Here is a 14,043-nt window from a genome sequence, read left to right as displayed (position 1 = left end):
CGCCGCGCAAAGAAAAGGCCCCGCCTTGCGGCGGGGCCTTGACCTTCAGCCCGGTGGGGCGGGTGTGTCAGTCGTTCTTGTACTTGACGTTGCGCCAGATCCGCTTGTTGGTCAGATATAGCAGCACGGCCAGCAGGGTCAGGAAGACCACGCCGACAAAGCCCGCCTGCTTGCGCGCCATCATCTTCGGTTCCGCCGTCCACATCAGGAAGGCCGCGACGTCCTGCGCCTCGTGGTGCAGTTCGTTGGAATGGCCATCGGCATATTCCACGTCCTCGCCCACCAGCGGCGGGGCCATGGCGATCCAGCCGCCGGGGAAGGCGGTGTTTTCGTAGAAGGTGGTGCCCGCTTCGACCTTTTCCTCACCGGTGTAATGGGTGAGCAGCGAGGCGATGTATTCCGCCCCGCCCATGCCGTTGAACAGCTGCGACAGGCCGGTGCCATAGGGGCCGTGGAAGCCCGCGCGGGCCTTGGCCATCAGCGACAGGTCGGGCGCGCCGACGCCGTTGTTCTCCGGGAAGTGGTCGGTCGGGATCGCGGGCCGGTCTTCATCCAGCTCGGGGTCATAGACGGTGAAGGTCTGCGCCGCATAGGCGCGGACCTGATCCTCGGGCAGGGCGGGCCCGCCCTCTTCGGAGAGGCTGCGCAGCGGCACGTATTTCAGACCGTGACAGGCGGAGCAGACCTCGGTGAAGACCTGCAGGCCGCGCTGCAGCTGCGCCTGATCATAGGCGCCGAAGGGCCCTTCGAAGGAGAAGGCATAGTCCGTCACATGGCCGCCCTCACCGGCAGCAAAGGCGCTGCCGGTGACAAGGCTGAGGGCCGTGGCGGCGGAAAGGGCAATTTTCCGGAACATTGTGGCTTGTCCTTTCACTTACTCGGCCGGCGACACGGCGGTCTTGGTGCCGCCGGTCTTCGAATAATGGGCATCGAAGTCTTCCTCGATGGTCGCGGGCTGCGGCAGCGGCTTCTCGATCACGCCAAGCAGCGGCAGGATCACGAAGAAATAGCCGAACCAGTACGCCGAAGCGATCAGCGAGAAGCTGGCATAGGGCTCTTCGGCGGGCATGGCGCCCAGCCACATCAGCGCGATGAAGTCGATGACCAGCAGGCCGAACCACCACTTGAACATCGGGCGATAGCGGCCCGAGCGCACCGAGGAGGTGTCGAGCCACGGCGCCAGCGCCATGGCGATGATGGCGCCGAACATGGCCAGCACGCCGAAGAACTTCGCGTCGACGATGCCGCCGGTGACAAAGGAGGCGATCTGCACCACCCAGACTTCGGAGGTGAAGGCGCGCAGGATCGCGTAGAAGGGCAGGAAATACCATTCCGGCACGATATGCGCGGGTGTCGAAAGCGGGTTCGCTTCCAGATAGTTGTCGGGGTGGCCCAGATAGTTGGGCATGAAGCCGACGATGGCGAAGAAGACCGCAAGGATCACCGCCAGCGCGAACAGGTCCTTGATGACGAAATAGGGCCAGAACGGCACGGTGTCCTTGGCGGCATCCGCCTTGGAGGTGCGGCGCACCTCAACCCCGGTGGGGTTGTTGTTGCCGGTGGTGTGGAAGGCCCAGATATGCACCGCCACCAGCGCCGCGATGACGAAGGGCAGCAGGTAATGCAGCGAGAAGAAGCGGTTCAGCGTGGCATTGTCCACGGCCGGTCCGCCCAGAAGCCAGGTCTGGATCGGCTCGCCGATGAACGGGATGGCGCCGAACAGGCCGGTGATCACGGTGGCGCCCCAGAAGGACATCTGGCCCCACGGCAGCACGTAGCCCATGAAGGCGGTGCCCATCATCGCCAGATAGATCAGCATGCCGATGATCCACGTGATTTCACGCGGGGACTTGTAGGAGCCGTAATAGAGCCCGCGGAAGATGTGCAGATACACCGCCACGAAGAACAGCGAGGCGCCGTTGGCGTGCAGGTAGCGCAGCATGTAGCCGCCGTTCACGTTGCGCATGATGTGCTCGACGCTGGCAAAGGCCAGATCCACATGCGGCGTGTAATGCATCACCAGCACGATGCCGGTGATGATCTGCAGGGCAAGGCAGAAGGTCAGGACGATGCCCCAGATCCACATCCAGTTGAGGTTCTTGGGGGTGGGGATCATGATGGTGTCGTAAAGCAGACCAAGGATCGGCAGGCGCTTGTGCACCCAGCGCTCTCCGCCTGTCTTCGGTTCGTAGTGGTCGTGCGGAATACCGGACATGTGCGCGTTTCCTTAACCCAGCAGGATGGTCGTGTCGTCCACGAAGGAGGCGACCGGAACGTGAAGATTCTGCGGTGCCGGACCTTTGCGGATGCGGCCGGCAGTGTCGTAATGCGAACCGTGGCAGGGGCAGAACCAGCCGCCCACGCCGCCCGCAGTATATTCCCCGGCATTGCCAAGCGGCACGCAGCCCAGATGGGTGCAGACGCCCATCATGACCAGCCACTCGCCAGCTTCATCCAGCGTGCGGTTCTCGTCGAGCGCGCCGGCACCGGCATCAATGTTTTCGTTCCGCGCCACCGGGTCGACCAGCTGGTCGACGGTCACGGCGCGCGAGTCCTCGATTTCCGTTTCGGTGCGGCGGCGGATGAAGACCGGCTTGCCCAGCCACTTGACCGTCAGCTGCGTTCCGGTCTCGACGCCAGAGACATCGACGCGGATCGTGCTGAGGGCGCGCACATCGGCAGAGGGGTTCATCTGGTTGACCAGCGGCCAGATCGCCGCTCCGGCTGCGACGGCGCCTGCGCCGCCGGTGGCGTAGAAGAGGAAATCTCTCCGGGTGCCTTCGTGATCTTCTGCTTGTGACACGGGGGTCTTCTCCATTCCTCGGGGGCCGCGCGTCGGCCCAAACGCAGATAGGCCGCGGGCAAGCGCGGCATTTCCGACCGCGTTATTAGCGGCATGCCGCAGGGCCGTAAAGCAAACTTGAACGCCACACTGGCAAGAGTGCGGATGTGTCGCGGTTGAAACTCCGCATCGGCGGTGGTTATGTCCCCGCGCGGGGGACGGTTCCCTCCCGGAGGCATGGGCATGAAAGCACTGATTCTATCGACCGCTCTGGTTGCAGCGGCCATCGCGGCGCCCGCTGCGGCGCAGGACTATGACCTGTCGGTCTATACCGGCTGGCAGACCTCGCCGCACAGCCGCATCGAAGGCGACTATCCCGGCACCGGCGCCAGCTTCGACGAGCTGATCGGCTGGGAGGGCAAGTCCTTCGAGATGCCGCCCTATTACGGTCTGCGCGGCACGTGGTGGCGCACTGACACCTTTGGTGTGGCGCTGGAATTCACCCATGCCAAGGTCTATGCCAACGAGGATGACCGCGACGATGCGGGCTTTGACACGCTGGAATTCACCGACGGCATCAACATCCTGACGCTGAATGCGATGCAGCGCTGGCCCGGTCTCTGGGGCAGCGCCACGCCTTACGCGGGCGCAGGTCTGGGCGTGTCGATCCCCCATGTCGAGGTGGCGACCACCGGCGGCACCGATGACACTTTCGAATATCAGCTGACCGGCCCCGCCGCGCGCCTGCTGGCGGGCGTCAGCTACCCCATCACCGACCGCGTCTCGGTCTTTGGCGAATATCAGTTCACCTATTCGTGGAACGAGGCCGATCTGGACGAGGGCGGCACGCTCAAGACCGACATCAAGACCAACGCGCTGAATGTCGGCCTGACGCTGAAATTCTGAACAGGGCAGGGGGCAGGGCCGCAGCCCTTGCCCCGCGCCGGACCCGTTCAGCCCTGCGCCTCGATCCGGCTGTAGGTCATGTTGCCGCTGCTGCTTCCTGTGATCTCGATCATCACGCTTTGCGGACCTGTCCGCTCAAACTCCACAGCCCGCGCGTTGTCGCGCCACGTGGCGCAGCTGGCCGAGAAGCCGGTCAGCCCGTCCTCGCGCGGTGCGGTGCCAAAGCCCGCCAGACCGCCATCGGCGCAGACCTGCGAGACGAGGCCCTGCACCTGTGCCGCGCTGTAGCCTGCAGGGTTGAAGCTGCCGGTCATGGTTGCCTCCGACACGGAGCCGGAAAAGAAGTTGGGGTTGCTGGTGGCGATCCCCGCCCCCGAGGAGCCGCCGCCGCACCCGCCTAGCGCCAGCATCAGGCCCGCGCAAAGGCCAAGCCGCGTCGAAAGCACCAGTCTGTCAGAATAAGTCATCTCAGTCCTTGAATCTGCGGGAATATCCGCGCCGGCACCCGGCACATGACCAGCTTGCCCGTCGCGGGGCGGGCAGGTCAACGCCGGATGTCGCAGGGCTGGTCGCGGGCATCGCCAAGCTGCCGGTCCATGGCGAAACGGCGGAGGCTGACACCCGCGCGCAGCACCGTCTCCTCTGACATCACGCGCCAGCCCTGCCTTGCAAAGAAAGGCCGCGCGGCAAGGCTTGCATGGGTGGTGAGCCGCCCGAGGCCGAGCGCACGGGCCTGCGCCTCGACCGCGTCAAGCAGGGCGCGACCGATGCCCCGGCCCGCGCAGGAGGGCAGCACGAAGGCGAGATCAAGGTGGCCGTCCGGGATCATGGCCATGAAGCCGACTGGCTCGGCGTTTTCTACCGCGACAAAGCCGGTCAGGCTGGCAAGGCGGGTCTGCCAGCGCGGCAGGTCGATGCTGTCTCCGGCCCATGCCCGCCGCTCCTGCAGCGTATAGGCGTGGCGCGTGCCGTCATGGACCGCGCAGAAGAAGATGCGCGCGGCGTCACGGCAATCTTCGGCGCGCAGCGGTCGCAGGGTTAGGGTCATGGGCCCGGCCTTCGGTTTGTCAGCGGCCCCATGTGCGCCCTAGCGCTTGCGCACGAATTCCGTGCGCAGCACCAGCCCCTTGATGGTGTCGTGGCGGCAGTCGATTTCTTCGGGGTTGTCGGTCAGCCGGATCGACCGGATCACCGTGCCCTGTTTCAGCGTCTGCCCCGCGCCCTTGACCTTCAGATCCTTGACCAGCACCACGGAATCGCCATCCGCCAGCACCGTGCCGGAGGCGTCGCGCACCACCACGCTTTCGGGCTGCGACAGCTCGGAGGCGGGGCGCCATTCGCCGCTTGCTTCGTCATAGACGTAATCTTCATCGCTCATGGCCGGTCCTCATGCGGGTCGGCGCCGGTCAGGGCGCGCTTGCGGGGCATCATGACGAAGACGGCAGCCACATAGACCACGCAGAACACCGCCAGCGTGATCCACGCATAGGTGGCCACGGCGGCAATGGCCAGCGCCACCCCCAGCAGCAGGTATTTCACGTTGCGGCGCGGAATGCGCGTGGTCTTGAACGACCATGTCGGCACGCGGCTGATCATGGAAAAGCCGGTCAGCACCATCCAGCCCGCGATCACCAGATCGGGCAGGAAGGGCCCGCTGCCGAAAGCAAAGCTCAGATACATCGGCAGCAGCACCAGCATGGCCCCGGCGGGCGAGGGCACGCCGGTGAAATAGGCGTTGTCATGCGCCTTGTCTTCGGATTTGCGCATCACGTTGAACCGGGCCAGCCGCACCACGGCGCAGACGGCATAGGCCAGCACCGCGAGCCAGCCGAAATTCCGGCTGTCCTCCAGCGCCCATGTGTAAAGCAGCAGGGCAGGGGCCACGCCGAAGTTCATGAAATCGGCGAGGCTGTCCAGTTCCGCCCCCATGCCGCTTTCGGATTTCAGCGCGCGGGCCAGCCGCCCGTCCAGCCCGTCCAGCACGGCGGCCACCATGATCAGCTGCACGGCGAATTCATAGGATCCCTGCAGCCCGAAGCGGATCGCGGTCAGCCCGGCACAGATCGCCAGCACGGTCAGCATGTTGGGCAGAAGCTGCACCAGCGTCAGCTTTTCGGCGGCACGCTCCTTGGGGGGCACGGGCGACGGGGTGGGGGGCTGCTCAGGCGCCATCAGCGGGGCTCCGCAGATCGGCGATCACGCTTTCGCCCGCCGTCATGGTCTGGCCGATCAGCACCTGCGGCGCCACGCCATCGGGCAGGTAGACATCCAGCCGCGAGCCGAAGCGGATCAGCCCGAACCGTTCGCCGCGCGCCAGATGGTCGCCTTCGGATTTCCACCACATGATGCGCCGCGCCACCAGACCGGCAATCTGCACCACGGCGATCTCGCGCCCGTCTTCCAGCCGGATCCGCAGGGCGTGGCGTTCATTGTCCTCCGACGCCTTGTCCAGCGAGGCGTTGAGGAACTTGCCCGGACGATAGGCCATCTTGACGAGTTCGCCCGCCGCCGGAGAGCGGTTCACATGGCAGTTGAACACCGACATGAACACCGACACGCGGGTGCGTGCCTCGGGGCCCATGCCCAGTTCGGCGGGGGGCACGGCGGGTTCGATCAGCGACACGATGCCATCGGCGGGGCTGACCAGCAGGCCGGGGCGCTGCGGCACCACCCGTTCGGGATCGCGGAAGAAGTAGTAGCACCAGACCGTCAGCCCGACGCCGAGCCAGCCCAGCGGATCCCAGATCAGGAACAGGACCAGCGAGATCGCGGCGAAAATCGCCACGAACTTGCGGCCTTCGGGGTGCATGGGCTTGATGAACGTGTCGCGCATCCGCATCGGGCGGGGCTCCTTTCAGGACGTGAGGTGGTCCGCAGCTAAGCCCGCGGGGCCTGCGATGCAAGTCCCGCGGACGGGGCGTCACGCCATGGGATCGGTCGCCACCATCGACGGGCGGGTGCAGAACGCCTCGTGCCAGCGTGCCAGCCCGTCCCGCCCGGTGCGCCATTTGCGCGCGTCATGGCGGAAATCCAGATATCCCAGCGCGCAGGCCACGGCGATCTGGCCCATGTCCAGCGGTCCGGCCAGATGGCTGAGCCAGCGCGTTTCCAGCGCGTCGAGCGCGCGCGCGACCTTGCCCCACTGGCCTTCGATCCAGTCCATCGACACCTGTTCGCGCGGGCGGAAGCGTTCTTCGTAGATGATGAGCACGGCGGCATCCATGATGCCATCCGCCGTGGCCTCCAGCGTCAGGGTGTCCCAGATCCGGGAGTCGGGATAAAGCCCGGTCTGTGCGCGATGGTCCAGAAAGCGGCAGATCACCCGGCTGTCATACAGGGCGGGCCCGTCGGGGCGCACCAGCGCGGGGATCTTGCCCACCGGGTTGGCCGCGATCAGCGCCGGGTCGGGCGCCACGGGCGAGGCGGTGACATCCACCATGTCCACATCGCCGATCTGGTCGGTTTCGTGCAGGGTCACCAGAACCTTGCGGACAAAGGGCGAGGGCCCGGCCTTGAGCAGTTTCATGCGAACGGTCTCCTGTCTCGTATGGCCGGAGCCTAACGCGACGGGCCCTGAAAGGGAAACGGCATCCTTGGGCGTCACGCCTTGGGATGTGTCGCCTCGTAGACCTTCATCAGATGCACCTGATCCACCGAGGTATAGGCCTGCGTCGTCGACAGCGAGGCATGGCCGAGCAGTTCCTGAATCGCGCGCAGATCGCCGCCCGCCGCCAGAAGATGCGTGGCGAAGCTGTGGCGCATGGCATGGGGGGTGGCGGTGGCGGGCAGGCCAAGCTGCATCCGCGCCTGTTCGGTGACCTTCTGGATCAGCCGCGCGTTCAGCGGACCGCCGCGCGCGCCCCGGAACAGCGCCAGATCGGGGGCCATGGGCCATGGGCAGAGATCGAGATAGGTGGCGACGGCGCGCTGCGCCACCGGCAGCACCGGCACAATGCGTTCCTTGTTGCCCTTGCCGAGGATGCGCAGGGCGCTGCCAAAGGGCCAGTGCGATCCCGTCAGCCCCAGCGCTTCGGAGATGCGCAGGCCGCAGCCGTAAAGCAGGGTGATCACCGCCGCGTCGCGTGCGCCGATCCAGCCCTGCTGCGACTGCATCTCCACCGTGCCGATCATGGCGCGGGCGGCGTCTTCGGTCAGCGGGCGCGGCAGCTTCTTCTGGAACTTGGGCGACCGGGCCGACAGCACGGCGGTGGGTTCGAACCCCTCGCGTTCGGCCAGCCAGCGGTAGAAGCTTTTGACCGCCGACAGCTTGCGCGCCATGGAACGCGAGGCCACGCCCTCGGCGCGCAGATGCGCCAGAAAGGCCCGCATGTCCGAGGTGGTGATGCGCGCCAGCGGCGCCAGCCCCTGCGGTTCGCCGTGATGCCGGGTCTGGAAGGTGATGAAATCCAGCACGTCGCCGCGATAGGCGGTCACGGTGTTTTCCGACACCCCGTTCAGCGCCCGCGCCGAGGCGAGCCATGTCTGCAGCGCGTCGCGGGCGGCGGCAGAGATCTCCAGTGTCATGACAGATACCGGCGCATCGTCCGTTCGAACACGCCCGCAAAAAAGCCCAGAAGGTCGGTGCCCTGCTGCGGCGTGAACAGGTGCGGATCCTCCGATCCCATGGCCAGCAGGCCGGGCAGGCGACCGGGGCCAAAATCCAGCTTCAGGCAGGCTTCGGAGCGGATCCACGCGGCGCGGTCGCCATAGATGCGCGCATCGCCCCCCGCCAGCTGCCGCAGCGTGACCTGCCGCAGCGGGATGTTGCGGCCTTCGGTGATGTAATCCTCGATGAAGCCGGGCTCTGCCGCCGACAGCACCTCTCCGACGCGGCGCACCGCGCTGTCGCGGTCGGACTGGGTCGATTCCAGCACCAGCCGCATCACGTCGACCCGCAGGATCGCCGCCACATCCCCCGCCAGATCGCGCAGGAAGGGCTCGAATTCGATGGGATCCAGCATGCGCAGCACGGCGCGGTGAATCTGGTTGGTGCCGGCAAGGTTTTCATAGGCGGCGGCGATCACGCTGCGATGCGTGTCCTCCAGCCGGTCCAGCCGGGCCTCCAGCCGTTCCATGGCGATGCCGCGCAGATCGACGATGTTGCCGCCCATCGCACGCTCGTTGGACGCGATCAGCGCCTGCATCAGATCCCGGTCGTCCAGAATAATGTCGGGGCGCGAGATGATCTCTTCGCGCAGGGTTTCGTCGATACGCGAACTGCTGCTCATGGCTGTCTCTTGGGTTTCTTTTGGCGTCGACCCTATCAGGTCCGGCCAGACGGCGCGTCAGGTATTTCGCCCCAAAAGTCGGGTTTCGGCGTGCTGTTGCGCATCGGTCAGGGGGGCGGGCGCAGGCGGCACCCGTCCCCCGGTCCGGATCAGGCGGCCAGCGGGCGGGCAGTACCCCGGCGTTCGGTGACCTGCAGGCGATAGCCTTCGCCGCGCACCGTCTCGATGGCGAGCGCGCCCTTGAGCGAGGAGAGATGCGAGCGCAGGTTGCACATATACACGTCGAACACCCGCGGCGCCGGTTCGTTTTCAAAGCCATAGACATGGCTCATCAGCTCCTCGCGGGAGGCGAGCCTGCCGGGGCGCAGGGCCAGAAATTCCAGCAGCTCGTAAAGCTTGGGCGACAGCGACAGCGTGACCTCGCCGACCCGGGCGCGGCGCAGTTCCAGATCCAGCAGCAGCGGGCCGCATTCCAGCACGGGCCGGGCGACCCCCAGCGCGCGGCGGGCCACGGCGTTCAGCCGGGCCGCCATCTCGGTCAGGGCGGCGCTGTCGGGCAGCACCGCATCGGCGCCCGCCATCAGCCATGCGGCGGTCTGGTCCGAGGCGGCGTTGCGCGCCAGCAGGCAGATCGGCACATCGGGCTTGATGTCGCGCAGCCGCGCCAGCGAACTGTGCTGCACCAGCAGCGAGGCGTCGCAGACCAGCAGGTCATGGGCGCCCGCGCGGTGAAACTCCTCGATCTCTTCCGCCTGATCGCACCGCGTCAGCAGGGTGCCGTTGCCCGCAAGGACATGCGACAGGCTCATCATCTTCCATGTGGTTTCGGCGATCAGATACCGCATGAGGCCGCTCCTTTTCTATGTCGGGATGCCGTCCACCCAAGGGGGCGGGGCTGAGCCGGGCGTCCGGACCTTCTGGGCGGACGGTGGCGATCAGCGGCGCATTCTGCGGCCTGTCCAAGAAGCTAGGCCCGGATTGCGCCCAAAATGTGGTGCGTCCTCAGCGGCTTCGGTATGATTTGTATCAATGTGCGCATCGTTCGCATAGCGCATCCTGTCCATGGCAGAGACAGGAGGATTCTCATGTATAGCAACATTCTGGTGCCGATTTCCTTTGACAGCGACACGAAGACGGAACGCGCCATCGCCATCGCCCGCCATCTGGCCAAGCCCGAGGCGCGGATCACCCTGCTGCATGTCATGGAACATGTGCCGGGCTATGCCATCACCTATCTGCCCGCCGATTACGTGACGCAGTCGCGCGCGGCGGTGGAGGCGGAACTGCACCAGATGGCGCTGACGCTGCCGCATGGGCGCGGTGTGGTGGTCGAGGGGCATTCCGGGCGCACCATCCTTGACTATGCGGCGGAGCAGGGCAGCGACCTGATCGTCATTGCCTCGCACCGTCCGGGGATGAGCGATCTGCTGCTGGGATCCACCGCCTCGATGGTGGTGCGTCATGCGGCCTGTTCGGTGCATGTGCTGCGCTGACAGCCGGGTCAGGTCGGGGCGGTTTCCGGCTCCGGAAAGGCGATGCGGCATTCGGCGGTGCCCTGCTGGGCATCGCTGCGCAGGGTGGGCAGCGACCGCGCCAGATCGGCGTCGCGGGCGCGCAGCACGGCACGGTCCACCGGCACGCGGCGGGTGACCGGCTCCATGTCGGTTTCCCAGCAGGGATAGGCGCTGCCCTTGGGGCCGCGGCACCACGTAAAACGCTCCACCCGTTCAAATTCGGTCTCGTAGGTGAAGCCGCGCGACAGATCCTGCGCGATGCGCTGCCGTTCCTTGAGCGCGTCGCGATAGGGCGCCGCCGCGTCGCGGACGCAGCGTTCCTGCGGGGTGCCGCAGGCGGTCAGGACAAGCAGGAGAAGCAGGAGAGATGCGCGCATGGCAAGATACGTAGCGCGGCCTCTGCCCCCTGTCGAGGGGCGCGCGGCCCCCGTCGCGCCGCCGTGATCCGGCGGACAAGGCACGGTTAACGCGGGGCCGCGCGGGGAGGTTCCGGAAATAAATCCGGGAACCTGCACGCCCGCCTCACAGTTGCTTGAGGGAACGCCGCTGCGACAAGCCGCGGCTCGCAACAAAAGCCAAGGAGCAGGACATGAAAACCGGATCCATCATCGGCCTCGTGGTCGCCGCCGCCATCGTGATCGCCGTCGGGGCCTATATGATCGATTTCAACGTCACCGAAGAGGGCTCGATGCCCGAGGTCAGCGTCGAAGGCGGCAACATGCCCGAGGTCGAGGCCGATGTGGGTGATGTGGACGTGGGCACCACCACCGAAACCATCGAAGTGCCCACCGTCGATGTGACCCCGCCCGAAGAAAACTCCAACTGATCCTTGATCCGACGGACGCCCCCGCGTCCAGCCGGGCACGACGCCCCCGCAGCTGCGCGCTGCGGGGGTTTTTCTTGCGCGGGGCGTGCTCTAGCGGCCGCGGCGCTTGACGTTGCCGCCGCGCTGCCCGGCGCGGCCCCCGGTGGACCGGCCACGCCCGCCCACCGCCGCTTCTGCCGCCTGATCCACCGCCGACTGCCGCGCCAGCGGATCGTCCTGCAGGGCAAGCTCCACCGCCTCCAGCCGCTTGACCTCGTCGCGCAGCCGCGCCGCCTCCTCGAATTCCAGATTCTCGGCGGCCTTGCGCATGTCGGTCTTGAGCCCCTCCAGCACCGCGCGCATGTTCGATCCCTGCAGCTTGGGGTCGATCTTGGCCGTCACGCGGTTCATGTCGGTATCGCCCTTGTAGAGCCCGGCCAGAATGTCATCGACGTTCTTCTTGACCGTGGCGGGGGTGATCCCGTGTTCGACGTTATAGGCGATCTGCTTTTCGCGGCGGCGGTTGGTCTCGCCGATCGCCCGTTCCATGCTGCCGGTCATGCGGTCGGCATACATGATGACCCGGCCTTCGGCGTTCCGCGCGGCACGCCCGATGGTCTGGATCAGCGAGGTTTCCGACCGCAGGAAGCCTTCCTTGTCGGCATCCAGAATCGCCACCAGCCCGCATTCGGGGATGTCCAGACCTTCGCGCAGCAGGTTGATGCCCACCAGCACGTCGAAGGTGCCAAGCCGCAGGTCGCGCAGGATCTCGATCCGTTCGATCGTGTCGATGTCGCTGTGCATGTAGCGCACGCGGATGCCCTGTTCGTGCAGGTATTCGGTCAGATCCTCGGCCATGCGTTTGGTCAGCACCGTGGCCAGCGTGCGGAAGCCTGCCGCCGCCACCCGGCGGATCTCGTCCAGCAGATCGTCCACCTGCATCTCGACGGGGCGGATTTCCACCTGCGGATCCAGCAGCCCGGTGGGGCGGATCACCTGTTCGGTAAAGACGCCGCCCGCCTGTTCCAGTTCCCATGCCGAAGGTGTGGCGGACACGAACACCGATTGCGGGCGCATCGCGTCCCATTCCTCGAATTTCAGCGGGCGGTTGTCCATGCAGGAGGGAAGGCGGAAGCCATGTTCGGCCAGCGTCATCTTGCGCCGGAAGTCGCCTTTGTACATGCCGCCGATCTGCGGCACGGTGACGTGGGATTCATCCGCAAAGACGATGGCGGTGTCGGGGATGAATTCGAACAGCGTGGGCGGCGGCTCGCCAGGGGCGCGTCCGGTCAGGTAGCGCGAATAGTTCTCGATGCCGTTGCAGACGCCGGTCGCCTCCAGCATCTCGATGTCGAAATTGGTGCGCTGTTCCAGCCGCTGCGCCTCCAGCAGCTTGCCCTCGTTCACCAGCTGGTCAAGCCGCTGCCGCAGCTCTTTCTTGATGGCGATCACCGCCTGATTCATCGTGGGCTTTGGGGTCACGTAGTGCGAATTGGCATAAACGCGGATGCGGTCGAAACTGCCGGTCTTTTCGGCGGTCAGCGGGTCGAATTCGGTGATCGCCTCCAGTTCCTCGCCAAAGAAGGACAGCCGCCATGCCCGGTCTTCAAGGTGGGCGGGCCAGATTTCCAGCGAATCGCCGCGCACCCGGAAGCTGCCGCGCTGGAAGCCCGCGTCGTTGCGGCGGTATTGCTGGGCCACCAGATCGGCCATGACCTTGCGCAGGTCATAGTCCTGCCCGGCCAGCAGATCCTGCGTCATCGCGCCATAGGTCTCCACCGAGCCGATGCCGTAGATGCAGCTGACCGAGGCCACGATGATCACGTCATCCCGCTCCAGCAGCGCCCGGGTGGCCGAATGGCGCATCCGGTCGATCTGTTCGTTGATCTGGCTTTCCTTCTCGATATAGGTGTCAGAGCGCGGCACATAGGCTTCGGGCTGGTAGTAATCGTAGTAGCTGACGAAGTATTCCACCGCGTTGTCGGGGAAGAAGCCCTTGAATTCGCCATAAAGCTGCGCCGCCAGCGTCTTGTTCGGCGCAAGGATGATGGCGGGGCGCTGGGTCTCTTCGATGATCTTCGCCATGGTAAAGGTCTTGCCGGTGCCGGTCGCCCCCAGCAGCACCTGATTGCGCTCTCCGGACGTCACCCCCTGCGCCAGCTCGACGATCGCCGTCGGCTGGTCGCCCGCAGGCTGGAATTCGGTCTTCATCACGAAGCGGCGCCCGCCCTCCAGCTTTTCGCGTGGCGCACGGTCGGGAACGGCCTGCAGCACCGAAGGGGCGGATTTGTCGGAATGGGCGTAGGACATGGGGGACACTTTCCTGAGACCTGTCCAGAATTGGCCCGTCTGCGCGCGGATTCAAGAGAGCGCGTCCCTCTGTCCCATCTGCGGCGGCAGGGGCGGGGCGATCTGCCGAAAATCCGCGGCGCTCTCTTGCCCTGCGCGCGGGAATTGCCGATAAAGCGGCAGAATGTCAGGAGAGTGTCCATGCGCGCACGGATCTATCAGCCCGCCAGAACCGCCATGTCTTCGGGGCAGGGCAAGACGAAGGACTGGATTCTGGATTTCGCCCCCGCCAGCGCCCGCGAAGTCGATCCGCTGATGGGCTGGACCTCCTCCGCCGACACCCAGAGCCAGGTGCGGCTGCGCTTCGACAGCAAGGAAGCGGCGCTGGCCTATGCCCGCGAAAACGGCATCGAGGCCGTGGTGACCGAACCGCACAAGCGCAAGCCCAACGTCCGCGCCCGCGGCTATGCCGAAAACTTCGCCGTAGACCGCCGCGGCGCCTGGACGCACTGAGGCTGT

At 66.1% G+C, this 14,043-nt stretch carries 18 protein-coding genes; 4 read left to right on the top strand and 14 right to left on the bottom strand.

Translation table 11 applies throughout. The annotated features are described in order from the left end of the window. Positions 1-67 precede the first annotated feature (67 nt). Genes VK682_RS07040 through petA form a run of 3 tightly spaced genes read right to left on the bottom strand, consistent with a single transcriptional unit; the run spans position 68 to position 2,803 of the window. Positions 68-856, bottom strand: coding sequence for a cytochrome c1 (locus tag VK682_RS07040; RefSeq protein ID WP_230795385.1), 789 nt, complete (start codon positions 854-856; stop codon positions 68-70). A gap of 18 nt (positions 857-874) precedes the next feature. After that, on the bottom strand, positions 875-2,215 hold the full coding sequence (gene petB / locus VK682_RS07035) for a cytochrome b (RefSeq protein WP_089845735.1): 1,341 nt from the start codon (positions 2,213-2,215) through the stop codon (positions 875-877). A 12-nt stretch (positions 2,216-2,227) separates the two neighbouring features. Next, positions 2,228-2,803, bottom strand: a complete 576-nt coding sequence (gene petA, locus VK682_RS07030; protein WP_089846097.1) for a ubiquinol-cytochrome c reductase iron-sulfur subunit — start codon at positions 2,801-2,803, stop codon at positions 2,228-2,230. A 222-nt stretch (positions 2,804-3,025) separates the two neighbouring features. Between petA and VK682_RS07025 the strand changes: the two genes are divergently transcribed. Next, positions 3,026-3,688, top strand: a complete 663-nt coding sequence (locus VK682_RS07025; RefSeq protein ID WP_230795384.1) for an outer membrane protein — start codon at positions 3,026-3,028, stop codon at positions 3,686-3,688. Between the two features lie 47 nt (positions 3,689-3,735). On the opposite strand, the gene VK682_RS07020 is transcribed toward VK682_RS07025, so the two are convergent. From VK682_RS07020 to VK682_RS06980, 9 genes are all read right to left on the bottom strand, one after another. Continuing rightward, positions 3,736-4,155 (bottom strand): hypothetical protein, encoded by a 420-nt coding sequence (locus VK682_RS07020; protein ID WP_230795383.1) that lies wholly within the window; start codon positions 4,153-4,155, stop codon positions 3,736-3,738. A gap of 77 nt (positions 4,156-4,232) precedes the next feature. Then, positions 4,233-4,736, bottom strand: a complete 504-nt coding sequence (locus VK682_RS07015) for a GNAT family N-acetyltransferase (RefSeq protein WP_230795382.1) — start codon at positions 4,734-4,736, stop codon at positions 4,233-4,235. 39 nt (positions 4,737-4,775) lie between these two features. After that, positions 4,776-5,066 (bottom strand): alkylphosphonate utilization protein, encoded by a 291-nt coding sequence (locus tag VK682_RS07010; protein ID WP_089845726.1) that lies wholly within the window; start codon positions 5,064-5,066, stop codon positions 4,776-4,778. After that, a complete protein-coding gene (gene pssA, locus VK682_RS07005) occupies positions 5,063-5,860 on the bottom strand; it encodes a CDP-diacylglycerol--serine O-phosphatidyltransferase (protein WP_230795381.1) in 798 nt (265 codons plus the stop codon). Before pssA ends, VK682_RS07010 begins: the two co-directional genes overlap by 4 nt. Further along, positions 5,850-6,527 carry a phosphatidylserine decarboxylase gene (locus VK682_RS07000; protein WP_230795379.1) on the bottom strand — a complete coding sequence of 226 codons (678 nt, stop codon included), beginning with the start codon at positions 6,525-6,527 and terminating at the stop codon, positions 5,850-5,852. The genes pssA and VK682_RS07000 overlap by 11 nt, the downstream gene beginning before the upstream one ends. A gap of 81 nt (positions 6,528-6,608) precedes the next feature. Then, positions 6,609-7,214 carry a glutathione S-transferase gene (locus tag VK682_RS06995; RefSeq protein WP_230795378.1) on the bottom strand — a complete coding sequence of 202 codons (606 nt, stop codon included), beginning with the start codon at positions 7,212-7,214 and terminating at the stop codon, positions 6,609-6,611. Between the two features lie 74 nt (positions 7,215-7,288). Continuing rightward, positions 7,289-8,212, bottom strand: a complete 924-nt coding sequence (locus VK682_RS06990) for a tyrosine recombinase XerC (RefSeq protein ID WP_089845718.1) — start codon at positions 8,210-8,212, stop codon at positions 7,289-7,291. Continuing rightward, on the bottom strand, positions 8,209-8,916 hold the full coding sequence (locus VK682_RS06985; RefSeq protein WP_089845716.1) for a DUF484 family protein: 708 nt from the start codon (positions 8,914-8,916) through the stop codon (positions 8,209-8,211). Before VK682_RS06985 ends, VK682_RS06990 begins: the two co-directional genes overlap by 4 nt. 149 nt (positions 8,917-9,065) lie before the next feature. Further along, positions 9,066-9,761, bottom strand: a complete 696-nt coding sequence (locus VK682_RS06980; RefSeq protein ID WP_230795377.1) for a response regulator transcription factor — start codon at positions 9,759-9,761, stop codon at positions 9,066-9,068. A 240-nt stretch (positions 9,762-10,001) separates the two neighbouring features. Here VK682_RS06980 and VK682_RS06975 point away from each other — a divergent pair, with 240 nt between their 5' ends. Beyond that, complete coding sequence (locus VK682_RS06975; RefSeq protein ID WP_089845713.1) at positions 10,002-10,409, top strand: universal stress protein; 408 nt, start codon at positions 10,002-10,004, stop codon at positions 10,407-10,409. An 8-nt stretch (positions 10,410-10,417) separates the two neighbouring features. Here the strand turns inward: VK682_RS06975 and VK682_RS06970 are convergent, their stop codons facing one another. Beyond that, on the bottom strand, positions 10,418-10,807 hold the full coding sequence (locus VK682_RS06970) for an excinuclease ABC subunit B (RefSeq protein WP_089845711.1): 390 nt from the start codon (positions 10,805-10,807) through the stop codon (positions 10,418-10,420). A gap of 212 nt (positions 10,808-11,019) precedes the next feature. Here VK682_RS06970 and VK682_RS06965 point away from each other — a divergent pair, with 212 nt between their 5' ends. After that, positions 11,020-11,256, top strand: coding sequence for a hypothetical protein (locus tag VK682_RS06965; RefSeq protein ID WP_089845709.1), 237 nt, complete (start codon positions 11,020-11,022; stop codon positions 11,254-11,256). A gap of 90 nt (positions 11,257-11,346) precedes the next feature. On the opposite strand, the gene uvrB is transcribed toward VK682_RS06965, so the two are convergent. After that, positions 11,347-13,545 (bottom strand): excinuclease ABC subunit UvrB, encoded by a 2,199-nt coding sequence (uvrB, locus tag VK682_RS06960; protein WP_324781601.1) that lies wholly within the window; start codon positions 13,543-13,545, stop codon positions 11,347-11,349. A 180-nt stretch (positions 13,546-13,725) separates the two neighbouring features. Here uvrB and VK682_RS06955 point away from each other — a divergent pair, with 180 nt between their 5' ends. After that, positions 13,726-14,037: an ETC complex I subunit gene (locus VK682_RS06955; RefSeq protein ID WP_089845705.1), complete on the top strand. Its 312-nt coding sequence runs from the start codon at positions 13,726-13,728 to the stop codon at positions 14,035-14,037. Positions 14,038-14,043 lie beyond the last annotated feature (6 nt).

The sequence above is a fragment of the Salipiger marinus genome (assembly GCF_035481585.1).
GTDB classification, from domain to species: Bacteria; Pseudomonadota; Alphaproteobacteria; order Rhodobacterales; family Rhodobacteraceae; genus Salipiger; species Salipiger marinus.
The sequence above is the reverse complement of the archived record's forward strand: the minus strand, read 5'-3'. Positions and strand labels throughout refer to the sequence as shown.

Excerpts from the sequence above, each read along its gene's own strand:
- VK682_RS07040 (WP_230795385.1), bottom strand. The coding sequence starts at position 856 with ATGTTCCGGAAAATTGCCCTTTCCGCCGCCACGGCCCTCAGCCTTGTC.
- petB (WP_089845735.1), bottom strand. The coding sequence starts at position 2,215 with ATGTCCGGTATTCCGCACGACCACTACGAACCGAAGACAGGCGGAGAG.
- VK682_RS07025 (WP_230795384.1), top strand. The coding sequence starts at position 3,026 with ATGAAAGCACTGATTCTATCGACCGCTCTGGTTGCAGCGGCCATCGCG.
- VK682_RS07020 (WP_230795383.1), bottom strand. The coding sequence starts at position 4,155 with ATGACTTATTCTGACAGACTGGTGCTTTCGACGCGGCTTGGCCTTTGC.
- VK682_RS07015 (WP_230795382.1), bottom strand. The coding sequence starts at position 4,736 with ATGACCCTAACCCTGCGACCGCTGCGCGCCGAAGATTGCCGTGACGCC.
- VK682_RS07010 (WP_089845726.1), bottom strand. The coding sequence starts at position 5,066 with ATGAGCGATGAAGATTACGTCTATGACGAAGCAAGCGGCGAATGGCGC.
- pssA (WP_230795381.1), bottom strand. The coding sequence starts at position 5,860 with ATGGCGCCTGAGCAGCCCCCCACCCCGTCGCCCGTGCCCCCCAAGGAG.
- VK682_RS07000 (WP_230795379.1), bottom strand. The coding sequence starts at position 6,527 with ATGCGGATGCGCGACACGTTCATCAAGCCCATGCACCCCGAAGGCCGC.
- VK682_RS06995 (WP_230795378.1), bottom strand. The coding sequence starts at position 7,214 with ATGAAACTGCTCAAGGCCGGGCCCTCGCCCTTTGTCCGCAAGGTTCTG.
- VK682_RS06990 (WP_089845718.1), bottom strand. The coding sequence starts at position 8,212 with ATGACACTGGAGATCTCTGCCGCCGCCCGCGACGCGCTGCAGACATGG.
- VK682_RS06985 (WP_089845716.1), bottom strand. The coding sequence starts at position 8,916 with ATGAGCAGCAGTTCGCGTATCGACGAAACCCTGCGCGAAGAGATCATC.
- VK682_RS06980 (WP_230795377.1), bottom strand. The coding sequence starts at position 9,761 with ATGCGGTATCTGATCGCCGAAACCACATGGAAGATGATGAGCCTGTCG.
- VK682_RS06975 (WP_089845713.1), top strand. The coding sequence starts at position 10,002 with ATGTATAGCAACATTCTGGTGCCGATTTCCTTTGACAGCGACACGAAG.
- VK682_RS06970 (WP_089845711.1), bottom strand. The coding sequence starts at position 10,807 with ATGCGCGCATCTCTCCTGCTTCTCCTGCTTGTCCTGACCGCCTGCGGC.
- VK682_RS06965 (WP_089845709.1), top strand. The coding sequence starts at position 11,020 with ATGAAAACCGGATCCATCATCGGCCTCGTGGTCGCCGCCGCCATCGTG.
- uvrB (WP_324781601.1), bottom strand. The coding sequence starts at position 13,545 with ATGTCCTACGCCCATTCCGACAAATCCGCCCCTTCGGTGCTGCAGGCC.
- VK682_RS06955 (WP_089845705.1), top strand. The coding sequence starts at position 13,726 with ATGCGCGCACGGATCTATCAGCCCGCCAGAACCGCCATGTCTTCGGGG.